The sequence below is a fragment of the Alteromonas sp. MmMcT2-2 genome (genome assembly GCF_022348305.1).
GTDB classification, from domain to species: Bacteria; Pseudomonadota; Gammaproteobacteria; order Enterobacterales; family Alteromonadaceae; genus Alteromonas; species Alteromonas macleodii.
Map to the genome: position 1 here is coordinate 33,174 of NZ_JAKRFA010000006.1, position 23,050 is coordinate 56,223.

Annotated in this window: 22 protein-coding genes and 1 pseudogene; 14 read left to right on the top strand and 9 right to left on the bottom strand. The window is 45.2% G+C overall.

Going from position 1 to position 23,050, the window contains the following annotated elements; all coding sequences use genetic code 11:
• Positions 1-62 precede the first annotated feature (62 nt).
• Complete coding sequence (gene glnA, locus MHM99_RS05395) at positions 63-1,472, bottom strand: glutamate--ammonia ligase (RefSeq protein WP_168462823.1); 1,410 nt, start codon at positions 1,470-1,472, stop codon at positions 63-65.
• 457 nt (positions 1,473-1,929) lie between these two features.
• Here glnA and typA point away from each other — a divergent pair, with 457 nt between their 5' ends.
• The 3 genes from typA to MHM99_RS05410 all read left to right on the top strand — a co-directional run bounded on the left by typA (position 1,930) and on the right by MHM99_RS05410 (position 5,940).
• The gene (gene typA, locus MHM99_RS05400) at positions 1,930-3,762 is read left to right on the top strand and encodes a translational GTPase TypA (RefSeq protein ID WP_049588246.1); all 1,833 of its coding nucleotides are present in this window, start codon (positions 1,930-1,932) and stop codon (positions 3,760-3,762) included.
• Between the two features lie 361 nt (positions 3,763-4,123).
• Positions 4,124-4,501 carry a response regulator gene (locus MHM99_RS05405; protein WP_014950586.1) on the top strand — a complete coding sequence of 126 codons (378 nt, stop codon included), beginning with the start codon at positions 4,124-4,126 and terminating at the stop codon, positions 4,499-4,501.
• 263 nt (positions 4,502-4,764) lie between these two features.
• A complete protein-coding gene (locus tag MHM99_RS05410) occupies positions 4,765-5,940 on the top strand; it encodes a PatB family C-S lyase (protein ID WP_039226147.1) in 1,176 nt (391 codons plus the stop codon).
• Between the two features lie 215 nt (positions 5,941-6,155).
• Here the strand turns inward: MHM99_RS05410 and MHM99_RS05415 are convergent, their stop codons facing one another.
• Positions 6,156-7,352, bottom strand: a complete 1,197-nt coding sequence (locus MHM99_RS05415; protein ID WP_239218450.1) for an Nramp family divalent metal transporter — start codon at positions 7,350-7,352, stop codon at positions 6,156-6,158.
• Positions 7,353-7,605: 253 nt separating this feature from the next.
• Between MHM99_RS05415 and MHM99_RS05420 the strand changes: the two genes are divergently transcribed.
• Positions 7,606-8,307, top strand: coding sequence for a UPF0149 family protein (locus MHM99_RS05420; protein ID WP_239218452.1), 702 nt, complete (start codon positions 7,606-7,608; stop codon positions 8,305-8,307).
• A 60-nt stretch (positions 8,308-8,367) separates the two neighbouring features.
• Here the strand turns inward: MHM99_RS05420 and MHM99_RS05425 are convergent, their stop codons facing one another.
• The 3 genes from MHM99_RS05425 to MHM99_RS05435 form a co-directional block, all read right to left on the bottom strand.
• Positions 8,368-8,559, bottom strand: a complete 192-nt coding sequence (locus tag MHM99_RS05425) for a hypothetical protein (protein ID WP_014950582.1) — start codon at positions 8,557-8,559, stop codon at positions 8,368-8,370.
• Between the two features lie 196 nt (positions 8,560-8,755).
• On the bottom strand, positions 8,756-9,184 hold the full coding sequence (locus tag MHM99_RS05430) for a CopD family protein (protein ID WP_014950581.1): 429 nt from the start codon (positions 9,182-9,184) through the stop codon (positions 8,756-8,758).
• Position 9,185: 1 nt separating this feature from the next.
• Positions 9,186-10,862 carry a chloride channel protein gene (locus MHM99_RS05435; protein WP_239218454.1) on the bottom strand — a complete coding sequence of 559 codons (1,677 nt, stop codon included), beginning with the start codon at positions 10,860-10,862 and terminating at the stop codon, positions 9,186-9,188.
• A gap of 106 nt (positions 10,863-10,968) precedes the next feature.
• On the opposite strand from MHM99_RS05435, the gene MHM99_RS05440 reads away from it, so the two are divergent.
• Entirely contained in the window at positions 10,969-11,676 is a 708-nt protein-coding gene (locus MHM99_RS05440) for a DUF6776 family protein (protein WP_049588142.1), read from the top strand.
• A gap of 58 nt (positions 11,677-11,734) precedes the next feature.
• Here MHM99_RS05440 and MHM99_RS05445 read toward each other — a convergent pair.
• A pseudogene (locus MHM99_RS05445) lies at positions 11,735-12,133 on the bottom strand (putative manganese transporter); the annotation flags it as partial.
• Positions 12,134-12,301: 168 nt separating this feature from the next.
• On the bottom strand, positions 12,302-12,751 hold the full coding sequence (gene azu / locus MHM99_RS05450) for an azurin (RefSeq protein WP_014950577.1): 450 nt from the start codon (positions 12,749-12,751) through the stop codon (positions 12,302-12,304).
• A gap of 190 nt (positions 12,752-12,941) precedes the next feature.
• On the opposite strand from azu, the gene MHM99_RS05455 reads away from it, so the two are divergent.
• The 5 genes from MHM99_RS05455 (at position 12,942) to minE (ending at position 17,041) form a co-directional block, all read left to right on the top strand.
• Positions 12,942-13,280 carry a hypothetical protein gene (locus MHM99_RS05455; protein ID WP_014980170.1) on the top strand — a complete coding sequence of 113 codons (339 nt, stop codon included), beginning with the start codon at positions 12,942-12,944 and terminating at the stop codon, positions 13,278-13,280.
• A gap of 153 nt (positions 13,281-13,433) precedes the next feature.
• On the top strand, positions 13,434-14,807 hold the full coding sequence (locus MHM99_RS05460; RefSeq protein WP_239218456.1) for a class II fumarate hydratase: 1,374 nt from the start codon (positions 13,434-13,436) through the stop codon (positions 14,805-14,807).
• A 351-nt stretch (positions 14,808-15,158) separates the two neighbouring features.
• The gene (gene minC, locus MHM99_RS05465; RefSeq protein ID WP_239218458.1) at positions 15,159-15,941 is read left to right on the top strand and encodes a septum site-determining protein MinC; all 783 of its coding nucleotides are present in this window, start codon (positions 15,159-15,161) and stop codon (positions 15,939-15,941) included.
• A gap of 30 nt (positions 15,942-15,971) precedes the next feature.
• The gene (gene minD / locus MHM99_RS05470) at positions 15,972-16,781 is read left to right on the top strand and encodes a septum site-determining protein MinD (protein ID WP_014977272.1); all 810 of its coding nucleotides are present in this window, start codon (positions 15,972-15,974) and stop codon (positions 16,779-16,781) included.
• Complete coding sequence (minE, locus tag MHM99_RS05475; protein WP_014950572.1) at positions 16,781-17,041, top strand: cell division topological specificity factor MinE; 261 nt, start codon at positions 16,781-16,783, stop codon at positions 17,039-17,041. The genes minD and minE overlap by 1 nt, the downstream gene beginning before the upstream one ends.
• A 48-nt stretch (positions 17,042-17,089) precedes the next feature.
• On the opposite strand, the gene MHM99_RS05480 is transcribed toward minE, so the two are convergent.
• On the bottom strand, positions 17,090-17,923 hold the full coding sequence (locus MHM99_RS05480) for a UDP-galactose-lipid carrier transferase MED92 (RefSeq protein WP_014950571.1): 834 nt from the start codon (positions 17,921-17,923) through the stop codon (positions 17,090-17,092).
• Positions 17,924-18,171: 248 nt separating this feature from the next.
• Between MHM99_RS05480 and erpA the strand changes: the two genes are divergently transcribed.
• Positions 18,172-18,516, top strand: a complete 345-nt coding sequence (gene erpA, locus MHM99_RS05485) for an iron-sulfur cluster insertion protein ErpA (RefSeq protein WP_014950570.1) — start codon at positions 18,172-18,174, stop codon at positions 18,514-18,516.
• Positions 18,517-18,707: 191 nt separating this feature from the next.
• Positions 18,708-19,280, top strand: coding sequence for a glutathione S-transferase family protein (locus MHM99_RS05490; protein WP_014950569.1), 573 nt, complete (start codon positions 18,708-18,710; stop codon positions 19,278-19,280).
• 72 nt (positions 19,281-19,352) lie between these two features.
• On the opposite strand, the gene MHM99_RS05495 is transcribed toward MHM99_RS05490, so the two are convergent.
• Complete coding sequence (locus MHM99_RS05495) at positions 19,353-20,345, bottom strand: D-2-hydroxyacid dehydrogenase (RefSeq protein ID WP_039226160.1); 993 nt, start codon at positions 20,343-20,345, stop codon at positions 19,353-19,355.
• Between the two features lie 155 nt (positions 20,346-20,500).
• Here MHM99_RS05495 and MHM99_RS05500 point away from each other — a divergent pair, with 155 nt between their 5' ends.
• Positions 20,501-22,312 carry a PLP-dependent transferase gene (locus tag MHM99_RS05500; protein ID WP_041449864.1) on the top strand — a complete coding sequence of 604 codons (1,812 nt, stop codon included), beginning with the start codon at positions 20,501-20,503 and terminating at the stop codon, positions 22,310-22,312.
• 201 nt (positions 22,313-22,513) lie between these two features.
• Positions 22,514-22,960 (top strand): SRPBCC domain-containing protein, encoded by a 447-nt coding sequence (locus MHM99_RS05505; protein WP_014950566.1) that lies wholly within the window; start codon positions 22,514-22,516, stop codon positions 22,958-22,960.
• Positions 22,961-23,050 lie beyond the last annotated feature (90 nt).

Here is a 23,050-nt window from a genome sequence, read left to right on the forward strand (position 1 = left end):
ATTGTACGCATAAAAAAAGCCCGCAGAGCGGGCTTTAGTATAAATTACTATACAGTGCGAATTTACAAGCTGTAGTACATGTCGAACTCAACAGGGTGAGTAGTCATGTTAAGTTTCGTTACTTCTTCAGACTTAAGATCGATGTATGCATCAATCATGTCGTCAGTCATAACGCCACCAGCTTTAAGGAAGTCACGGTCGTTATCAAGAGCTTCAAGTGCCATTTCTAGCGAGCTTGCAACTGTTGGAATTTCAGCAGCTTCTTCTGGCGGTAGGTCGTACAAGTCTTTATCCATTGAATCACCAGGGTGGATCTTGTTCTTAATACCGTCGATACCCGCCATAAGCATAGCAGTGAACGCTAGGTATGGGTTAGCTGTTGGGTCAGGGAAACGTACTTCAATACGACGTGCTTTATCGCTAGTTACGTGAGGAATACGAATAGATGCAGAACGGTTACGTGCAGAGTATGCAAGCATTACCGGTGCTTCGAATCCAGGAACCAGACGCTTGTATGAGTTAGTAGAAGCGTTAGCAAACGCGTTGATTGCGCGCGCGTGCTTGATGATACCACCAATGTAGTAAAGTGCTTCCTCAGAAAGACCTGCGTACTTGTCACCTGCAAAGATGTTTACGCCATCTTTAGAGATAGATTGGTGACAGTGCATACCAGAACCATTATCGCCAACAAGCGGCTTAGGCATAAAGGTAGCTGTTTGACCGTATGCGTGTGCAACGTTGTGAACAACATACTTGTAAACTTGAATTTCGTCAGCTTTCTTAACTAGCGTATTGAATTGGCAAGCAATTTCGTTTTGGCCAGCAGTTGCTACTTCGTGGTGGTGCGCTTCGATAACAAGGCCCATCTCTTCCATAACTAGACACATTGCAGCACGGATATCGTGAGCAGAGTCCACTGGTGGTACTGGGAAGTAACCGCCTTTAACGCCAGGGCGGTGTGCCATGTTGCCGCCTTCAAACTCTTCGCCAGAGTTCCACTTTGCTTCAGAAGAGTCAATCTTGTAGAAAGAACCCGCCATGTCAGTGTGGAAGCGTACGTCATCAAAAAGGAAAAACTCTGGCTCTGGGCCGAAGAAACATGTGTCACCGATGCCAGTTGATTTTAGGAATTCTTCTGCACGACGAGCAACTGAACGAGGGTCACGCTCATAACCTTCCATTGTTGAAGGTTCAACGATGTCACAACGGATGTTTACTTGTGTCTCTTCAGCGAAAGGGTCAACTACGCAGCTTGTTGCGTCTGGAAGAAGAACCATGTCTGATTCGTTGATGCCTTTCCAGCCAGCGATTGAAGAACCATCGAACATTTTACCTTCTTCGAAAAACTCTTCATCAACAACGCTCGCAGGAATAGATACGTGTTGTTCTTTACCCTTTGTATCGGTAAAACGTAAATCTACAAACTTCGCTTCACTTTCTTTAATCAGCTCTAATGCCTTTTCTACTGACATCGTGTCCTCCAGGTTTAATGTAAAAATGCGGAATGATCAGCTTCACTCCAACAGTGGCAAAAGTGAAAGCGATTATCATGCCATCTATATGTATACCGATTTCTGTGGCATAGACGGGCATCTATCACTTCCGTTTGAATTAAATTGCATTATATTGGTGCAATGTTGCACCAATATGGCGTTTTGTGCTCATTTGTACGTCAATCAGCCTAGATTACTTTGTAGCGTATAGCCACCAAATATGATCAATTAAGTGCAACGGGGCTGGTTATTTGTTGAACAAGTGTTTGAAAACCAATAAAACTCGTTTCCATCAAAAAAAAGATGCGCAAACGTCGTGGTTTTTCTGTACAATCCGCGCAAATTTTTCTATCTGCATTTTTTTGCAACAAATCTAACGCATACTCCTTTCCACTGAATTGAAGTAGACGTTGATTTACACAGGCTCTATATAAGCATGAATACCACTGATATTAATAAATTGCGTAACATCGCAATCATCGCCCACGTTGACCACGGTAAGACCACCCTGGTAGACAAACTGTTACAGCAGTCTGGCACCCTTGAATCTCGAGGCGAGCAAGAAGAGCGCGTAATGGACTCGAACGACATCGAGAAAGAACGTGGCATTACCATCCTAGCTAAGAACACAGCGATTAACTGGAACGACTACCGTATCAACATCGTAGACACTCCAGGACACGCTGACTTCGGTGGTGAAGTAGAGCGTGTAATGTCGATGGCTGACTCTGTACTTCTACTTGTAGATGCGCAAGAAGGCCCGATGCCACAAACCCGTTTCGTTACGCAAAAGGCATTTGCTCAAGGTCTTAAGCCAATTGTTGTTATCAACAAAATCGACAAGCCTGGTGCGCGTCCTGATTGGGTTATGGATCAAGTTTTCGACCTATTCGACAACCTAGGTGCAACTGACGAACAGCTAGATTTCCAAGTTGTTTATGCGTCTGCACTTAACGGTTGGGCATCACTAGATGCAGATACTAAAGAAGACGATATGACGGCATTGTTCCAAACTATCGTTGACCAGGTTTCTCCTCCTGATGCAGATATCGACGGCGCATTCCAAATGCAGATCTCTCAGCTTGACTACAACTCATACGTGGGTGTTATCGGCGTAGGTCGTGTTAAGCGTGGTTCTGTTAAGCCAAATCAACAAGTAACGGTTGTTACTGCTGATGGCAAAAAGCGCAACGGCAAAGTAGGCTTAGTTTACGGCTACCTTGGCCTTGCTCGTCACGAAGTTGAATCTGCGCACGCGGGCGACATCATTGCAATCACAGGTCTTGGCGAACTTAAGATCTCTGACACCATTTGTGACGTCAACACTGTAGAAGCACTTCCTCCACTTACGGTTGACGAGCCTACAGTAACCATGACGTTCCAGGTAAACACCTCGCCGTTTGCAGGTAAAGAAGGTAAGTATGTAACGTCACGTAACATTCTAGAGCGCCTTAAAGACGAACTAGTACACAACGTTGCACTGCGCGTTGAAGAAATGCCTGATCCGGACAAGTTCCGCGTATCTGGTCGTGGTGAACTTCACCTAGGTATTCTTATCGAAAACATGCGTCGTGAAGGTTACGAGCTTGCAGTGTCACGTCCAGAAGTAATTCTGAAAGAAGTTGACGGCGCAACGCAAGAACCATACGAAACCCTGACTATCGACTGTGAAGAACAGCACCAGGGTTCAATCATGGAACAGCTTGGTCTGCGTAAAGCAGAAATGACTGACATGTCTCCAGATGGTAAAGGTCGTGTACGTATCGACTTTATCATTCCAAGCCGTGGCCTAATTGGTTTCCAAACAGAGTTCATGACGTTAACGTCGGGTTCTGGCTTGCTATATCACACGTTCGATCACTATGGTCCGTACAAAGGCGGTATCATCGGTAAGCGTAAGAACGGTGTTCTAATCGCTAATGCAAACGGTAAAGCACTAACTAACGCTCTGTTTAACCTTCAAGAACGCGGTCGTCTATTCATCGGTCACGGTGTTGAAGTGTACGAAGGTATGGTTATCGGTATTCACAGCCGTGACAACGACCTTACTGTAAACGCCCTTAAAGGTAAGCAGCTTACTAACGTTCGTGCATCAGGTACTGACGAAGCGCAAACACTAGTTCCACCAATCAGAATGTCACTTGAGCAAGCGCTTGAGTTCATCGATGACGACGAACTAGTAGAAGTAACGCCTGAATCTATCCGTATTCGTAAGAAGCTTCTTACAGAAAACGAGCGTAAGCGTGCATCACGTGCACCTAAGTCTTAATAGCTTCTAAGACTTACATTGATTTTGAAAATGCCAGCGTCAGCTGGCATTTTTTTTCCATTTTGCCGATGAGTTTGGCCTGCAATCTTTCAACTCGTGTCTCAACTTACACACCGTCACTTCCCATCAAAAAAGCTGCTTTCTAGCATTATCACTAAAACGTTAGAAAAAGTTTAAATATCGACCAAAGGTTAGTGGTCAAAAGCGTTCAGAGATTCTATGCTTGGAAAATCAGTCCGCATAGATCAATACCCAGCGAGCATTAATCTATGCGGATTGGTACAATAGACTGATGCCTTAACACGTGAGCTAAGTCGTTGTAATATTTACGGCTAATGACCTAACAAAAAGGGGAAGGGTAGTGTTTTCTGTAGCAGTAGTTGAAGATGATCCTATCACGCTTGACCTTATTACTGACGCGTTGGAAACGCAGTTAGACGCCACCGTGTATCCATTTACACGTAGTAAATTTGCAAGGGATTTTTTGCTGCAACAAACCGCAGAATCTATCAGCTTGATCATCAGTGACCAAGTAATGCCGGATTATGATGGACTAAGTCTTCTAAAAACCTGTCAGTCTTCGGGGTTGGACGTTCCATTTTTACTCATTACTGCCGACCCTAACAAAGAGTTAGTGATAGAAGCGCGTAAACTTCAGGTTACCGGTTTTCTTGCTAAGCCACTCAATATGGAAGAGCTAGTTCAAAAATCGAGAGAGGCGGTGTCGCAGGCCAGCTAAGCCTGTAGGTTGTTTTTCATTTTATGTATCGCACGCTAAAGGTGTGCATGAGAGCCAAAAATCTACTTCGTGGTTAACGATGACAACGTAAAACAGGTTAGGACAGCAAAGCGCAATTTACCTTTGGCTTTAACGTGTTAATTTATCTCTATTAAAGTACATTTCGATATAGAAAATTCGGGTTAATTCATCTCACGCCCCTAGTTTATGAGGCGCTAAAATTCTACACTGGTGGCATAAGTTTTTATGCAACAGGATGTAATGTGAGCGCCTTATTCGATAATACCCCTCCCAGAAAAGACACGTTTTCGTTCAAATGGCAAAAGTACAAAGGGAAAGACATCATTCCTGCGTGGGTTGCCGATACTGAGTTTCGTTGCGCGCAGCCAATTCTAGACGCCATTTCGGGTCAGGTTGAGCATGGCAACATGGGTTACATACTGCCTGCACATCACGAAGGCGCCATTCAGGCTGTAGTGAGATGGCTTAAAGATAAGCATAATTGGGAAATTCAACCCGAGTGGCTAGTGTGGACACCAGGCGTTGTGCCAGCGTTTAACGTAGCGTGTAAAGCCTATTGTGAACCCGGTGATAAAGTACTTATTCAAACACCTAATTATCCGCCTCTACTGGCTGCCCCAAAGCTAAATGGTCTCGAACGGGTAGATATAGGCACGGTAGTGCAAAATGACGACGGCACAAGTTCTGAAACTATATCGAGTGTTGAAGGTGCGCGCTATACGTTAGATTTTGAAGCATTAGAAAGAGAAGCGGCTGATCCTAAATGTAAGCTGTTTATTCTTTGTAACCCAATGAACCCGGTAGGTTCGGTGCTTACTAAAGCTGAATTAGATCGCATTGCTGAGATCTGTAACGCGAACAACGTTAAGCTATGTTCTGATGAAATCCACTGCGACCTTATTCTAGAAGATGGCAAGCAGCACATACCGGCGGGCCGCGAGTCCAACCTTGCTGAAAATAGCGTTACGCTAATGGCTGCCAGTAAAACATTTAATATTGCTGGTTTGGGAACGTCTTTTGCCATCATCCCTAATCGCCAGCTGCGTCAGGCATTTACCAATGCCGCAGCGGGCATCGTACCTTGGGTTACTGTATTGGGCTTAGCGGCTACAGAAGCAGCATTCACTCAATGTGATGAGTGGCATCAGCAGCAACTTACCTACTTGCGTGAAAACAGAGATATGGTGTTTAACACAGTAAACAGCATTGACGGGCTTAAAATGCTCAAAGCCGATGCGACGTTCCTTGCGTGGGTAGACGCCAGTGGACTAGGTGTAGAGAACGTCCAGCAGTGGGCCGAAGAGAAAGGCGTAGGCCCGTCACCAGGCATCGATTTTCACAAGGCGGATCATTTCAGAATTAACTTTGGCTGCAGTAAAGCGATGCTCCAGGATATTCTGCAACGCCTCGCCAGCTAAAAATAGGGGTCAGAGTACTTTTTCAGCCCCAAAATGGGGGCAGAGTACTTTTTGCAGCTACGCTCTCTATTAAAAAAGGCCAAAGTATTACTTTGGCCCTTCTCATATGCAGTAAGTTTGTTAGTCACGTAATTTCATTGCTATCTGCGAGTGCACACTATAATGACATACAAAGGGAGAAAATTACTCTGACCCCATTTTTGCCATTTTGGAGATTAGCTAAATACGCCGATTAGTTTATACAGGCCTAAACCAATCACAGTACCCACTACTAGAAAGCCTGCCAGGTTACTTTTCCATGTGTTTCTAAATTCACCCAGTGCGGTGCTTTTATTCATAACGATCAATAGGAATATGGCAATAATTGGCAGCAAAAGAGCATTGGTCGCTTGAGCAAACAAGATGGCGGGTAGGGGCTTAAAGCCAAGTGCTGCAACGCTGACACCCACTACAATGATGATAAACCATACCGCTTTAAAGCTCTTGCTTTGCATATCGTCAGAAAGCCCTAGTGCTCCTGTTACCGCATAAGCGGCTGCTAGCGGCGCAGTGATAGCACTGGTTAAGCCTGCGGCGAATAACCCTAGTGCAAAGAACCACTGAGCTTTGTCACCTAAAACCGGTTTAAGCTGCTCGCCCATGTTCGAAGCGTCCATAGTGGCAGCTTGATTGAAGAACGCCATCATTGCTGTTGCCATTACGATAAGCGTAATAAGCCCACCCATACTAATAGCTCTAGCAGACTGGTTTCGGCACGCGACGACCGCTTCTTGTTTATCTTGGCCTTTCGATGATTTTGCAACTAGGCTCGCGTGAAGAAACAAGTTGTAAGGCACGATGGTGGTACCAATAAGCGCCAGTACCGTGGTAATGGCGTCAGCGTCCAGCCGCGGAGACATTAACTGACTAAACATCGCGGCGATATCAGGTTTGGCTACTAACAGCGTGATAAGAAATACGCCAGCCATAATAAAGACGAGATAAACCAGTACTGTCTCTATCCACTTGTAGCTGCCCGACCAGAGTAAAACTATAGCGATCGTGCCCAAAATACTGGCCCAGGGGCCAATGCCTATACTGATAAATGCGTCTAGGCCGATTGCTGCGCCGGTTAGGTTGCCCGATTCATAGGCTGCGTTGCCAATGCCGATAGCACTGACAATAAGCACGATAAAAAGATTCTTTAGCCATGGCTTGTAAGCCATGTTTTTCATTGCACTGGCTAGGCCTTGGCCGCTGGCCACACCTAAACGCGCTGCCATGTCTTGCAATACTATGGTTGCGAATATGGAGAAAAGGAGCGCCCATACTAGGTGAAAGCCAAAGTTTGCACCTGCCAGACTTGCCGTAGTTACTGTTCCAGGGCCAATAAAGGCGGCCGCGATGATGTATCCTGATTTATCTTTTGCCATTGCAACGACTCTTAGTTAAGTTTTGCTATCATGACAATAGGTAGGCGAGCACGCAACAGTACCGCTAAACCAATACAGTAACAGATTGGTTTTAAACCTATTGTCGCGTACCCAGTGTAGAAGTTTGTTGTTTACTCTTTACCTTATTTCCCATTATTTTGGGTAGATAAAAGGTTACAAAACATGCCCTCTACAAAGTGGCCGCGCAGACTACCGTTTCATAAAAGAGAACGCAAATTAAAATAGGATGGTAATGGTGAAAGATGGGTTTCCAATTAACACAATCAGCGATATTGTTTCGCTTCCCAGTTTCGAGAATGTGCTTCCGGATGCTTATTATGTAGATGGAATGATCTTTGCCGTTGCCTCCGCACCAGAAATTCCCATGCCCGAACAGTGGATGCCCTGGCTCATACAGTCTAGTGACAGCCACCTTGTAGACAAAGATGTAGATAAGCTTGCTGATACATTAATGAATGGCCTGCGGGCGCATTTGGATTTTATGCGTCAGGAAAAGTCGCCCATGCCTAGTGAATTGAACGTTGCGATAGAGGTGCAAGGAACGACGAGGCCTTCGAAAGAGCTCGAAAGCTGGCTAAATGGGCTTTTACATGTGCACAAGCAATTAGAACCAGTGTGGCAAAATGCGTGGAACCATTGGGAAAAGCATTTAGAAAAAAGTAAGGCGAACAAGAAAGACTGTGACAGTAACGAGCCTGAGAAAACAGAACCTGCAGAAGCTCGCCTGTCTCGATGTTTAAAGCTTTTCTCAACGCTTGCTAATATTGAATTAGCCTTGTCTTACAGAAACGACAAACAAGCTGCTCAGCTTGAAAGTAATATAAACATGCTTGTTAAACAGCTTCCTTCGGTGCTGGCAGATTACACCAAGTTGTCAGGGGAGCTAGCCGGCGCGTTACCCAATCAATTTGAAACCTTCAACAAAGTAACCTAGGGGAAAACTTGATAACTGGGAGCTGCAGGAGAAGCAAAAAACAAAAACGCTAATTCAAAATTAGCGCTGTCTTTGTTGTTGATGCCGTTGATTCAACGTGTGTTTAAGCGAAGCGGTATAGCTGTCTAGTTCAAGTTTTGCCTTTTCGTATTGCTCGTTAAGAAGCCGTGAAGCAGGCTCCCTCATAAGCGCCTTAAAGGCAATGTCTGTCTGTTTGAGCAAATGCTTGAGGTGTTGATTACTGTCATCCATGTATAGCATTCCGATAAAAACAATTTGTTAAACCCGAGAAACAGCAGGTTCTGGGCGACTATGTGCAATGCTTACAACACTCTCAACAACAAGCTTAAAATTACTTCTCACACTACACAGCAGTACTGGTTCCTTGAGTACTGACTTTTCAATAATTTTGTACGTGCGCCTTTACTATTTAGTTTGGCTTAAACTTTTATAAAGGTTTTACCACAGCCAGGCAAACGATGGCGAGAATGATAAGCACCGGCGCTTCATTTAAAAAGCGATAAAAGCGCGGAGAGTGTCTATTTTCGTCGCGTGCAAATTGCTTCATTAACTTAAACAAATAGAAGTGATAGCCGTAAATAGCAAGAAGCAGCAGCAACTTTATATGAAGCCACCCCGACATTTTAAACCAAGTTCCACCATAGCTGACAATAAGCGCAACGCCGAATGCCAGAGTTAACAAGGCGAATGGAGTAACAAAGAACCACAGGCGGCGCTCCATGACCTTAAATTCGTCTTTTACCACTTGAGATTTCGTTGTCGCGTGATAAACGAAAAGTCGCGGTAAATAGAAAAGTCCTGCCATCCAAGCCAGCATGAAAAAGATGTGCAGCGCTTTAAACCATAAAATGTACATACTAATAATGAGCCTTTTGTAAGAAGCTTTGTAAGATATTCCACGTTACTACGCCAATAATATCGTTTAGCTCCTGATCGTAAATATAAACTGCGCCAGAGCGCGAATTTTTAAGGTGTTCGTATACTTCGTGCAGCGTAGACTGCGAGCTAATACCTTCCATTTCGTAATAGTTTAACGCTGTTGCATCGTGTTCCAAACTCACATTGTATTGGACCAGCTTATACTGCACATCTATTTCAAATTTTAACTTCTGAATGACAATTTTTGTTGGATCGCTTTCTAAGTAGTTAATTAACGCTTGCTCCGGCGCATCGTGAAATAGCTTGTACTCGGTATTCATCGCTGCAAGTACGCCCGTTTTCTCAAGCGCTTCACGAATAGACGAGATAGCGTAAGGGAGATTTTGATAATCAAGCTGGCGTATGAAAATAGAGCGGTTGCCAAAGAACTGCGTAGAAGTCACGTAAGCAGGCACAATTACCAACATGGCTGGTAGAATAATTTGCGGGCTGTACGATAGTTCCATAACCGCGGAAAGCGCTGCAAGAGGCGCGTGCAATACTGCGGTCAACATGCCTGCTATGCCTAACAGGGCGAAGCTGTTGGTAAATTCGGGTACGTCAATAAAGTACGACAGTGGCAATAAAAGTACGGCGCCAGCGAGCATGCCAATAACCATCACAGGGCCAATGATCCCTCCTGGAATACCGAGGCCAATAGCAAATACCGCTAAGATAACTTTAAACACCAAAGTAGAAACCAACAGCAGCGCGCCGGGGGAGCTATCAAATAAGTGCTCAACATCGATAAAGTTGGCGCCAAGGGCTTCAGGTATAAACATACCAATGGTACCGGTAATTAGCGCAGCAAGTATTAAACGCCACACCATGGAAACCGGCCTGAACCACGTCATCACCCGCATGAGCTGGCTATTGAATAAAACGGCCAGCATGCCTAACAAAATGCCTAGCAGCACCAAGTAAAAATACATCCACTGGCTAAATGCATTAAACGATAAAAACGAAAGCTCGTTTACTTCCCCAAATACAATGCGAGTGAGCACAGAGCCACAGGCAGCAGCCAGCATGACAGGAACAAAAATATGTATTTTGTATTCTCTAAGTACCACTTCCATCACGAATATTACGGCAGCAAACGGTGTGTTGAATGATGCCGAGATCCCTGCCGCAATGCCGCAGCCTGCAAGTATTCGAATACTATTGTAGGGCAAGCGAAGCCATTGCCCTAAGAAACTACTGCCTGACGCGCCTAAATGAACGGAAGGGCCTTCTCGACCGACAACGAAACCGCCGGCCAGGGCTAGCATGCCCCCAAAGAACTGGTTAATGGTGGTTCTAAATGGAATATGACCGTAATAGTACTTCACTCGATGAATAACGAAGGGAATACCTAAACGGTAGTGCTTGAAGCCCGTAAGAAAGGCGATAAATAGAATTAACCCTACACTGATAAATGGCATGATAAGCCAAACCAACCAGTCATAGGTAAGCACCGACTGAAGCGACGAAACGCCTGTTTCTTGTAGCCATTCTACGCACAGCCGAAACAGTATAATGATAAGCGCCGCGCAGGTTCCCCCTACAATGCCCAGCATGCACAACTGAATGGATGTGCGTGGATGAGCTACTTCCTCTCTTAAAGCCTGCAAGCGCATGTTGTGGTACAGTAGATTAACGTAAAAAGAAGCTTACCATAAACACCTAAAATTCATAATGTTTAGAGCGCCTTAGCGCACGGTGTTTTTTGTTGATGTAGATATCATGACGACAGATCAGTTAAAAGAAGTTTTAGGCAACTACAAGTGGACACTGTTAGTGGCGCTTATTATGTTTGCCATGGTTGGGTTCGGCTATAAGCTAGCGCGAATTATTGACGAAGGTGACAGCAAGAAAGTACAGGCTCAGCAAGAAACTATTGCTATTTTGTCTGAAGAAAATCATGCGCTTACTACCAAAGTGAATCAGCTGGAAGTCGCCATGGAGCTTGCCACGCTCGAGACAGAGAGCATTACCAATACATTAGGCGAACAGAAAAAAGAATTAGAGGCACAACAAGAATTACTGAGTTTCTATGAACGCGTCGTGGCGCCTGAGAAAACCGACGAAGGTTTTGCCATTGAAGGGGTAGAAGTTTTTAAGTTAAGTGACAATACCTATCAACTTAGGTTGGTTCTGCTGCAGTCTAAACAGCAAAAAGCAGTGATAAATGGCAGTTTAGATATTGCCGTAGTCGGTGAGCGAAACGGTGAAGCGATCACGCTGAAATCCGGCGAATCGAGCCTGCTGGCAGAAGATATCAAATACCGCTTTCGCTTTTTCCAAGCCGTGAACGCAACTCTCACTATCGAGGAAGATATAAACCCCGAATCCATCAGTTTTTCTACAACGGTCTATCAATACAAAACCCGTAAAGGCAACTATGAGATAAGCGTGCCGTGGAGTGAAGCGCTTTCTGTCGAAATAGAGTAATCGCTGTGGGGCAGCGCTATCCTTTCCGTTAATTCAACCTTTTAACGCATCGAAAGCTTTATTCAAACAAATACCAGTAGCCATAACCCACAAGAAACGCAGGAATAGCAGAGTACACTGTGGCAATAAGCGCTGCTTTGGGTGAGAGCGCAATGGCGGGAAACAACGCGTCGCCGTCATTACTTATTGCATTGCCAAGTTGGGCTGAAAACGGAACTGCGCCATTAAGGTATAAGCTGGTTACCAATATCTGCGGACCGCAACCAGGTAAGAACCCGATGATGATCGCCAGGCCAACTAAGCCGGGGCCCATGGATTGAAGCAGCCCTGTAATGTCTAGCCCAAACCAGACAACAGACAGCTCGAACATAAGAAACGCGAGTACTACCCATGCCAATACAAACTGTGTGTCTAATGCGGCTTTCTCTTGCCATTTAGGCGTAGGCGGAATTAAATCCCGTTTCTTAGTAGGGCGCTAGTAAAAGAAGGTAAGTGATTATACCGGACCACCGCCTTAGCGCTTTTTGATGTGTGAGACGCCGTATCCATTACAACTACACCCTCGACCTACTGTTATCCATGTTTAAGGCGTGCCTAGTTAAGCACGCCTAGTTTTCGCAACGCCTTAGCTCGAAAGCGTAACTGTGCCTTTCATGATGCCGATGTGACCAGGGAACGAGCAGAAAAACATGTATTCTTCATCTTTGCTTAACCCTTCAACAGAAAAGGTCGTAGAAGTCTGTTCACCGCCGCCAATAATGTCAGTCGCGCCAATTACACGCTCATCGTCTGGCTTAACGTAATTGTTGTCTAAACCCGCACTCATACCGTCTGTTGCCACTGCTTGTCCGTTGGCTTTTGTTGTCATCACCCAGTTATGGCCCATAGCTTGTTTAGGTAACTGACCTGTGTGCTTCAAGGTCACGGTAAACTCACTACAACTCGCCGGGATAACAACGTTCGACGTATTGAATTGCATGGCGTCGTTTGATTCCACAGTCACTTCGCATTCGTTAGCAAATGCACCAGAGGCCATAAGAAAAAGGGCTGTGCCACCAAGTAACTTCTTGATCATAAATAATGTCCTTTGAATTTTGGTTAACTTCACCTATCGGTGGAATTGGAAGATCCAATTTTCTTTACGAAAAAGAATAGCACTGGATCAATGTAAATGCTAACGATTATCATTTATATTGAGTGGTATATAAAGAAAGCGCTTTTATGTACATCGAGCTTTTTTGTTTTTTCACGCACAAGGGATGCACATGTCTTCGATACGAAATGCAGTTCAACACGTTCGATTTGGATACAACGACAATGAGCTGAACTCAACGCTTTTAAGAAACTATCTAGATGGCGTAACTTTCGTTGCCAACTTATTGCCAAGTGATAGAGACAAATTTTCTATCTATAAAAATGCGGTTGAGGTGCTTTATGAAACCCTGTGCGATCCGCAGGTCAGTCAGCAATGGCGGCATAGTTGTTTAGAGCATTTGTACAAGCCGTTACTTAAAGCTGAGCGCTACGCGTGTAACGAGAGTGATCGAATTGCGCTTGCGAGAATAAAAATAGACATGAACACCAGAGAGCCTGTTGATCTTTGATGTACAGCAAAGGTCTGCAAGCGCTAGTGCACCATTTTTTATAATTCACTTACTAGGGCCTAGTTTTCTAATGCCACTAGCCCTAATAGGATTCTGATAAAAGCGTGGCAACCACGCCGAAAAACTAGCTATATCAACACAAGGATACGAGTCATGACAGCAACACGCACAGAACGCGACAGTATGGGCGAGCTACAGGTCCCCGAAAATGCACTCTACGGCGCGCAAACTCAGCGTGCCATTCAAAACTTCCCTGTAAGCGGGCAGCGCATGCCCGAAGCCTTCGTACGCGCGTTGATTACAGTAAAAAAAGCCGCAGCACAAGCCAACATGAAACTCAAAGTGCTGGATAAAGATCGCGGCCAAGCGATAGTTAAAGCCTGTGATGAGCTGTTGGCACTTGATGATGTGATGCAGCATTTTCCCGTTGATATATTTCAGACTGGTTCAGGCACCAGCACAAACATGAACGCCAACGAGGTCATTGCTCGCTTAGCCTCTCGTTATTCTAGCGAAGAGGTTCATCCGAATGATCATGTAAATTACGGGCAAAGTTCAAATGATGTGATCCCTACCACCATTCATGTTAGCTCGGCTATTGCATTGTCAAACGAGCTTATACCGGCCGTTGAAAGTTTAGTTCGTACTATTGAAGTTAAAGCAAAGTCGGTAGCGCAATACTGCAAAACCGGACGCACTCATCTCATGGATGCGATGCCTGTAGGCATGGATCAAAGCTTACTGGCTTGGGCTTCTCAGCTTAAGCAGCAGATTAAAACCCTGCGCGCTGTGCAGCCAGCTATTCAAACCCTTGCCCAAGGAGGCACTGCCGTGGGAACAGGTGTAAACGCCCATGCGGATTTTGCTACGACATTTTCAGACGCGCTAGGGGAGCTGACCGACATTGCGTTTAAGCCCGCTGACAATTTCTTTGCATTGATTGGCTCTCAAGACACAGCAGTGACGCTTTCCGGTGCGACAAAAAGTTTAGCCGTCACCCTTATGAAAATTGCTAATGACTTGCGCTGGATGAATTCTGGGCCTTTGGCTGGTTTAGGTGAGATTGCGCTGCCTGCGCTACAGCCAGGTTCATCGATTATGCCCGGCAAGGTAAACCCGGTCATTCCGGAAGCAGTGGCGATGGCTTCAGCACAGGTAATAGGTAACGATACGGCGATTACCGTAGGTGGGCAGTCTGGGAATTTTGAGTTAAATGTAATGCTACCAATGATTGCCAGCAATTTGCTTTCAAGTCTGTCGCTAATGACCAACAGTGCGACGCTAATCGGCGAGCAGGCGATCGAGGGCTTTACTGTAAATCAAGATAACATTGAAGCTGCGCTTTACAGAAACCCCGTGCTCGTCACCGCGCTCAACCCTGTTATTGGCTATGCTAAAGCCGCAGAAATAGCAAAAACAGCCTACAAAGAAAACAAGCCTGTTATTGATGTGGCTGAAGCGATGACAGATATCCCCAGAGGCGAGCTAGAATCACTACTAGACCCGAAAAAACTTACCACACCTTAAGCGCCGTGAGAAAACGAAGATGATAAAAAGTGCGATCTACGATCGCATTTTTTTGTGGTGAAAGAGACGTTTTTATACAAACAGGACGCACTAAAAACTCGCATGATCCACGCTTGATTAAAAACTGCTCAATGATTGGCACGTTCTTGGCTTGTTCTAGGGTTATTATCAGGGTAAAACGTGTTTTAACCGGTATACAGTTGCTGTATGCGAACGGGATTTTTGATACAGTGACACAATAAATAAATTGTATAGCTGCGTAAGACAGCAACAGACACTAGCGCTAATAGGTTTTGCTTATTGTCATGGCTAATTGCTATGAGGAAAGTGACGCCTTTTCGGGAAGAAAAAATGACAGAAACTTGCTTTCGCATGAAGGGCACTACGCTCACCAGTATTGTGTTAGAAGTAATAGATTTTGAGCCAGATAATTTTGAAGCTCAGTTATCTCAGAAGGTCGCGAGCGCGCCGCAGTTCTTTACCCGTTCCTCACTGATTTTACATTTGATAAAGCCTTTATCTGCGACAGAGTTCGAGCTGCTGGTGGCGCTATGTCGTCGACTGCAATTACAGCCCATGGCCGTGAAAGGTGAGGTGGCAGAGCTGAAGCCTACCATCAATGATTTGGGGTTAGCCGATGTAAGCCAAAGCAAATTTACAGACAGCGCACTTCGTTCGAACAAAGCGAATGGTAGTGAAAACAATAACGGAAGCGGCGAAAACCCTTCTCAAACCGCACAACAAGATCAAACCGTTTCAGCGCCGCCAAAAAGTGAACCGGCTCCTGCAGCTACAACCACGCTCAAACCTGCCAAAGTAATTAACCGACCGGTACGTTCTGGTCAGCAAGTCTATGCCGAAGGCGGAGACTTGGTGGTAACGGCTTCTGTAAGCGAGGGGGCTGAGCTGCTTGCCGATGGTAATATTCATGTTTACGGCACCCTGCGCGGCCGCGCGCTGGCAGGCGTAAAAGGCAATACGGGAGCCCGTGTATTTTGCCAGTCGTTAGACGCGGAGCTTATTTCAATTGCAGGGCAATTCATTATGCACGAAACCGTGAAAGGTGAATGCTGGAAGAAACCTGCACAAGTATATTTAGAAGAAGAAACATTACGTATAGAGCCGTTGGCTTAATGCTTTGTACGCACTAATAGGAAAGAATAGATGGCAAAGATTATCGTAGTAACCTCAGGAAAAGGTGGTGTAGGCAAAACTACATCGAGTGCAGCAATAAGTACGGGACTTGCGTTAGCAGGCCATAAAACGGTAGTGATCGACTTCGATGTGGGCTTGCGAAACCTTGACCTTATCATGGGATGTGAACGCCGCGTTGTTTACGATTTTGTAAACGTCATTAATAAAGAGGCCTCACTTAAACAGGCACTAATTAAAGACAAAAGAACGGAAAACCTTTTCATTCTTCCGGCATCACAAACTCGCGATAAAGATGCGCTTACCGTTGATGGTGTGCAGGCCGTATTAGATGAGCTTAAGAAAGACTTTGAGTTTATTATCTGTGATTCGCCAGCGGGGATTGAGCAAGGCGCACAGATGGCGTTGTATTTCGCTGATGAAGCCATTGTGGTTACTAACCCTGAAGTGTCGTCTGTACGTGATTCAGATCGTATTTTGGGTATTCTTCAAAGTAAATCGATGCGCGCAGAAAAGGGCGAACCGGTTAAAGAACACCTTTTATTAACCCGATACAACCCAAGTCGTGTTGAAAGTGCTGAAATGCTAAGTGTTGCAGACGTTGAAGAAATTTTGGCGATTCCACTATTGGGTGTTATTCCAGAATCTGAATCGGTGCTGAAAGCATCTAACCAAGGTCAGCCGGTTATTCTTGACGAAGAAGCTAATGCAGGACAAGCTTATGCTGACGCTGTAAAACGTCTGCTAGGCGAAACTGTTCCACATCGTTTCCTAGAAGCAGAGAAGAAAGGGTTCTTTAAGCGTCTGCTAGGAGGGAAGTAATGGGAATTTTCGACCTGCTCAAAAAGAAGCAAAAGCCAAGCACCGCAGCGGTCGCCAAAGAGCGGTTACAAATCATTGTTGCGCACGAACGTAAAAAGCGGACAGAGCCTGATTACTTGCCAATGATGCAGCAGGAAATTATTCAGGTAATTCGCAAATACGTGACGATTGCTGACGATCAAGTATCAGTACAGCTAGACAATAACGATGATTGCAGCGTACTTGAATTGAACGTGACTTTGCCAGACAGCAATAACTAAGGCTTAATCGCTTAATTAGTTATGGCTGCCTGCCAGCGTTCTTTCACTTTAGCCGCTCATTAGATCTTCATCGACATCTAGTTGTTTGGAGGCTAGCGCGATTAAACGCTCATCAAGTGGAGGCGGAGAGATATCTACGCCTTCACTGAGTTTGTCGATAACGGCGTCAAGTACGTTAACCCTTGCTTGCCACTTAAACTCTCCGTTAATTACATGCCATGGCGCATAACGCGTGTGGGTGTGCTTGAACATGTCATTTGTAGCTTCTACGTAGGCGTTTCGCATCTTGCGGTTATGCAAGTCTTCTTCGGTTAACTTCCAGCGCTTGAAAGGATTGTGCAGCCGCTCTTCAAATCGCTCGCGCTGCTCGCTTGACGAAATATGCATAAAGAGTTTGATAATACGAACCCCGCTGTCACTGAGCGTTTTCTCAAATGCGTTTATTTCTTCATAACCGCGCTGCCATACCTCTTCATCAACCAACTTATCTACTCTTTCTACAAGCACTCTTCCGTAATGTGAGCGGTCAAATATTTTAAGTGTGCCAGGGGAGGGGATGTGTTGCCAAAAGCGATAGAGAAAGTGTTTGTCTTGGTCTTCTTTTGCGGGCTTTGCCACAGGAAATACACTCACGCCACGAGGGTCTAATTTCTCAGTAATACGCCTTATAGCGCCGCCTTTCCCTGACGCATCCCATCCTTCAAACACAATAAGTGCTCGTTTTTTCTGATGAAAGTAAGATTGCTGAACGTGAAAGAGTTTTTCTTGCTGTTTCACTAACGCGTCTTTGTATTCTTCTTTGCTCGTAAAGCGAGACTGTCCGAAATCGTCAAACAGCACTGGGGTAGAAGAAGGTAATTGGGAGTTGTCGGTTGTACTCATATGCCGCCCCTTTATTCGTGTATCGTCAATATTTTAGATACGTTGACCACACTGCTATTTTCTATCTGTTAGTGTTAACTAGTTTACTTAACTTTTCTATCTCAACGTGTCACTTAACAGAAATGCCGTTAATGTGCAGTAACTTGAATCGTTAAGTTTTGCCCCAATAATTGCTAACTATCCGCAAGTATTAGATAATTGCGACCAAGCACAAAGTGCGAAAGCACGAGGTTAATGTAGAGGTGGGTATGTCTGTAGAAACGGCGTTGCCAATTGAGTTTTCAGACGCTGCAGCAGCGAAAGTGAAAGCCCTTGTTTCAGAAGAAGAAAATCCTGATTTGAAATTACGTGTTTACGTAACAGGTGGTGGTTGTTCTGGCTTCCAATATGGTTTCACGTTCGATGAGAAGGTGAACGAAGGCGATATGACCATTGAAAAAGACAGCGTAACTATGGTTGTCGACCCGATGAGCTTACAATACTTGGTCGGTGGCATTGTCGATTATGTAGATGGTCTGGAAGGTTCACGGTTTTTAGTTCAAAACCCAAATGCCACGACGACTTGTGGCTGTGGTGCAAGCTTTAGCGTTTAAGGGCTTAAGCTATACACTACTACGCTTTTTAAGCGTTGAACGTTCAGCTTTGAGCGCTTGATGTTAATACGATAGGCATACATCGCATCATTTTGTATGCCTGTCGGTTGTCTTGTTCTTAACACTTCCTTTTATTTTCAAATTCCGGCTACACTGATTTCATAGAACGACTACGGTTTAGGACAGCGTTTATGAAATTATATGGCTCCACCACTTCTCCCTACGTGCGCCGCATTCGCATCGTACTTGCGTCTACAGAACATGAATTTCTTAATCTTCAAATTTTTTCAGGTGAAGATCGCGAGTTGCTCGCCTCTCGCAACCCTACGCTTAAAGTGCCTTGTCTTGAAGATGACGGCCAAATGATTTTCGACTCTCGCATTATTTATAACTACCTTGCCGATAAGCTTGATCACGAAGGGTTAAGTTGGGAAGAAGAGAATCAACTAACCCTGATTGATGCAGCTAACGACTCCTTTGTTCAGCTTATGCTGCTGAAACGTTCAGACTTTGATATTAGCGAAGACAAAATGTATTACCGTCTTCAAAACGAGCGAATTGAAGCTGTGTTAGATGCGCTGTCAAACCAGCTTGATGCGGGTGGATTTAGTGGTTGGACTTATCCCGAAATCTGTTTGTACAGCATGATTGACTGGGTACTTTTCCGTGAGCTACACAGCATGAAGGATTATCCTCAGCTGTTATCGTTTCATGAAAAGCACCATGATCGCATTGAGATAACGGCAACTGACCCTAGAATTTAAGCGTCAGCGTAACTAGCTACAGACAGGCTGTATTTTAGCCTTGAATGGATGACGAGAAGGGCTATTTAAACACTAATAGCCCTTTGCAAAATCAAACTGATAATTAAGCGATTCACCGTTGATGTAACGCAGCGCATTCTCTAAAAACACGTCGGCTACGTCGCTTGGCTGTGATTCCGCTGCAGTGTGAGCGGTTACTGAAATACGAGGGTGCTGCCAAAACGAATGAGCGGGGTCGAGAGGCTCGTTACGAAAGACGTCCAATACTGCATGGGCCAATGCGCCGTTGTCTAAAGCTTGCAAGAGCGCATCGTCGTCAACCGCACTGCCTCGCCCTGCGTTAATAAATACACTGTGGGGTTTCAGCGCACTAAAAAATTCGTGAGAAAGCATGTTTTGCGTAGATGGCGTGTCGGGCATTAAATTCACCACGTGGTCACATGCTCTGGCAAACGCTTCGATAGTGTCGGGTGTATAAACAGCATCGGCACCTTTTACTGCTTGCCCGCTTCGGGTTAAACCCACAACGCTCATACCCAATGCGTGAGCAACGGGAATCAATGCTTGCCCAATACTGCCCAGTCCAGCAATGCCAAGTGTTTGTCCATTTAGCGGCATACGCTTTGATGCTTCCCAAATTGGCTGGGCGGCACGCTGGTTTTGCTCAAAAGCCTTTACGTTTCTGGCATGCCCAAGCAAGTAAGCAAAAACATACTCTCTCATGAGTTTACCGAAAATTCCCTTTAGTCCGGTAAGTATGTAGTTCTTCTTATCGGCATTTAGAAGGGGAGCATTGCCTGCCCAGGTAGACTGACACCAGGTGAGTGCTGAACATGTATCAATAATTCGAGACGCAAGGTCGGGGTCTGCAAGCAGTACCGTAACGGCTTCTGAATTTACATCTTCAGGGCATTGAGCAATTTGTTTAAGCGTTAAAAGCGGGTGGCCATCAGCGCCTATGAAGTCGTTATTATCTGCTATTCTTTGGCGAATCGCTTCGGCAATATCATTCGCCTCATCGCTTAAAATAGTCAGTTCAATCCTCTTTGAACTCCTTGCTGTCATTTGCTTAACACTCCTAAAGTAAACTTTTCTTTCCTCTGTCTGACTGCACAATCGTAATGCCAATTGTTCTAAAAATGTGATTTAAGTTTTACATTTTTGTAAACAGTATTGGTGTCATGTACATGCACCTGAAGTCAATTTGCAACGGAATCGCTATGCAGTCAGAAAACAAATTCCAAAACTCAACAGATGTTGATGTAACGCACGCTAAGGTGCTTTCACCTAAGCGTAACACGACCCAAGCCGAAACAACGCAGGCTTTAGTTGAGGAACAATTATCTCATTTCGGTATAAATGCTGAGAGCGACTACGGTAGGGCACTCGCCAACACCGCTCATCACTTATATGGTGCTCAAGCCAGCGTTATGCAGCTATGGGATATTACGAGTAATACGCTACAAGGACTTGATAAAGAAGACAGACTGGCTTATTTCAACGCTAAAAAGTTTCTGTCTTTTCAAATTGCGAAGATACTGGATACGTTGCAAAACCCATTTCGTGCCACGTACCAAAGTTTGTCGAGTGGCAATGGCTCGCAAGGGCACTATCCACTGTTCGACAATGTCACGGCACTTTTTTCTGCAACACCGGTGGTGGTAAGAACAGCGACTTATGTGTATGCCTGTACTGAATGGGTCGACGACGCGTTTCAAGGCAAAGAATTTACTCACCAAATTTATTCACGTCTGTTGAACCCAACGAATATTTCCCTTGCTAACGCCATTGTGGATATGGAAGCGGGTCCTTACGCTGCCGAATATCTAGCCTGGAACTTCAACTCGGGCATGGCTGCCATTGATGCGTGTTTATCAAATGTTCTTAGTCATGGCGATGTACTGATTGTTTCGAGGAACGTGTACGGCGGAGTGTACCAGCTACTTCATGATTATTTCGCCCGCAGCAACCGAATGGACATACAGATCGCGTGGTTTGACGGTTATGACGCACAGAGCTTTGCAGAGTTCATGCAGCAAACTAAAACTGAACATGCGTCGCGCTTAAGCAATGGTGCGAAAATGCACGTGTATTTAGAGTCGCCTTGTAACCCACATGGTTACGTATTGGATGTGCCTGGGATCTGTGAATTAGCGCATGCACAAGATGCGTTGGTGATGTTGGACTCCACCCTTGCGACACCTGTACTGCACCAGCCACTTCAGCATAAAAACAAAGCTGCACGACCTGACTATGTGATCCACAGCTACACTAAAGATTTGTGTGGTAGCGGTGCTACCACAGCAGGCGTAGTTATTGGCGAAGGGCACCGCATGTTCCAGCCAAAAGGCAGTTCAGCAAATGGTGTTGATTGGTCACAGACCATGTTTTGGGATGTGTACTACATCAAAGGTGCGTTCTTAGATTCTGAAAAGGCCTTTGATGTATTAAACGGCATGAAGACCTTAGAGCAGCGCATGATGACCAAGGTCATCAATACGCAAGTGTTTACTGCATTTTTGAATGCCCACGATCAAATTCGCGTTAACTGTCACGCACTGCCTGAACACAGTAATGCCGGTTTGCGTGAAAAGCAGCATACACACGGCTGGCCGTGTACTTTATTCACGGTTGATATGGCGCCGGCAAACCTGCCTCGCGATGTATTTGTGCGGTTCTTCGATGCCCTAGAGCCTGCATTCAGCCACCAAGTGAGTATTGGCCAGAATAATACGATAATTTTATGCCCGGCGCTGACCTCTCACTCTGAGCTCAGCTCAGACGAGCAGAAGAAAGCAGGGATAGAACTGACCACTATGCGTATCGCCATGGGTACCGACAACGTTAAACAGCTCATTGCCCACTTTATGCTAGCCGCCAAACATTTTATCGAGCCTCATGTTCCAGGATTTTGTGAAAAGTTTATGGCAAATGCCGACATCGACAATCTGTATTTGTCGGTAAGTGAAAGAGTAAGTTCACAGCACTTTGGCAGCAAGGCCAGTATGGATTCACTGATGAAAGGTGCGTAGGTTCATTTTTTAGCTCAAGAAGTTGCTTTGAGCTGTCGATAAAAAATATTGAGGATGTTCTCCTTCTCCCGGGCCTTTCCTTACGCGGGCTCGGGATTTTTTTATTTATAGCAAAGGTAAATGACGCTAGAGCGCCTAACTTTTGTTATAAGGTAAGATAGACACAGATCTTTAACGTCAAAGAATATCTAAGGCAGCCTTATGCACGAGTTTAAAATTGATGTAACGCTAGATGCATCATTGCCCTTTGTTTTTGCAGCATTTCACGAGCCTGAATATCTTAGTGAGTGGTTTGCGCCGGGCGATTGTTCGGTCACACAAATCATGAGTGATTTCAAGGAAGGCGGTCGCTATCGCATAAAGATGATGGATCCCAGCGGTATTGAAATGTCATTGACTGGTGAGTACGTGACTATTTTAGCGAACGAGCAGCTGTCGTTCTCTTGGGCGTGGGAAGATGATATGGAAGAGTCGGTGATGACATCAGTGGACATTCACTTCGAAAAGACTGAAGAGGGGAATGTAAGGTTGGTTCTCATTCAGCAAGGCTTTCTCAATAAGCAAGAGTGCGATCAGCACAACTACGCGTGGATGTCGTGCCTAGAAAAACTTGCCGTATTAGCCGCTAAGAAAAAGTCGTTTAACTAAGGCCATATTTAAATAGTGAGAACGCGTTAGCATTACGCATCGTGTTATTTCAAATAACGCTTTTGAAAAGGGCAGAGCGCTAGGCTCTGC

Bases quoted from the DNA above. Each gene is read 5' to 3' on its own strand.
- glnA (WP_168462823.1), bottom strand. From the start codon at position 1,472: ATGTCAGTAGAAAAGGCATTAGAGCTGATTAAAGAAAGTGAAGCGAAG.
- typA (WP_049588246.1), top strand. From the start codon at position 1,930: ATGAATACCACTGATATTAATAAATTGCGTAACATCGCAATCATCGCC.
- MHM99_RS05415 (WP_239218450.1), bottom strand. From the start codon at position 7,352: ATGGCAAAAGATAAATCAGGATACATCATCGCGGCCGCCTTTATTGGC.
- MHM99_RS05420 (WP_239218452.1), top strand. From the start codon at position 7,606: ATGGTGAAAGATGGGTTTCCAATTAACACAATCAGCGATATTGTTTCG.
- MHM99_RS05425 (WP_014950582.1), bottom strand. From the start codon at position 8,559: ATGGATGACAGTAATCAACACCTCAAGCATTTGCTCAAACAGACAGAC.
- MHM99_RS05430 (WP_014950581.1), bottom strand. From the start codon at position 9,184: ATGTACATTTTATGGTTTAAAGCGCTGCACATCTTTTTCATGCTGGCT.
- MHM99_RS05435 (WP_239218454.1), bottom strand. From the start codon at position 10,862: ATGCGCTTGCAGGCTTTAAGAGAGGAAGTAGCTCATCCACGCACATCC.
- MHM99_RS05440 (WP_049588142.1), top strand. From the start codon at position 10,969: ATGACGACAGATCAGTTAAAAGAAGTTTTAGGCAACTACAAGTGGACA.
- azu (WP_014950577.1), bottom strand. From the start codon at position 12,751: ATGATCAAGAAGTTACTTGGTGGCACAGCCCTTTTTCTTATGGCCTCT.
- MHM99_RS05455 (WP_014980170.1), top strand. From the start codon at position 12,942: ATGTCTTCGATACGAAATGCAGTTCAACACGTTCGATTTGGATACAAC.
- MHM99_RS05460 (WP_239218456.1), top strand. From the start codon at position 13,434: ATGACAGCAACACGCACAGAACGCGACAGTATGGGCGAGCTACAGGTC.
- minC (WP_239218458.1), top strand. From the start codon at position 15,159: ATGACAGAAACTTGCTTTCGCATGAAGGGCACTACGCTCACCAGTATT.
- minD (WP_014977272.1), top strand. From the start codon at position 15,972: ATGGCAAAGATTATCGTAGTAACCTCAGGAAAAGGTGGTGTAGGCAAA.
- minE (WP_014950572.1), top strand. From the start codon at position 16,781: ATGGGAATTTTCGACCTGCTCAAAAAGAAGCAAAAGCCAAGCACCGCA.
- MHM99_RS05480 (WP_014950571.1), bottom strand. From the start codon at position 17,923: ATGAGTACAACCGACAACTCCCAATTACCTTCTTCTACCCCAGTGCTG.
- erpA (WP_014950570.1), top strand. From the start codon at position 18,172: ATGTCTGTAGAAACGGCGTTGCCAATTGAGTTTTCAGACGCTGCAGCA.
- MHM99_RS05490 (WP_014950569.1), top strand. From the start codon at position 18,708: ATGAAATTATATGGCTCCACCACTTCTCCCTACGTGCGCCGCATTCGC.
- MHM99_RS05495 (WP_039226160.1), bottom strand. From the start codon at position 20,345: ATGACAGCAAGGAGTTCAAAGAGGATTGAACTGACTATTTTAAGCGAT.
- MHM99_RS05500 (WP_041449864.1), top strand. From the start codon at position 20,501: ATGCAGTCAGAAAACAAATTCCAAAACTCAACAGATGTTGATGTAACG.
- MHM99_RS05505 (WP_014950566.1), top strand. From the start codon at position 22,514: ATGCACGAGTTTAAAATTGATGTAACGCTAGATGCATCATTGCCCTTT.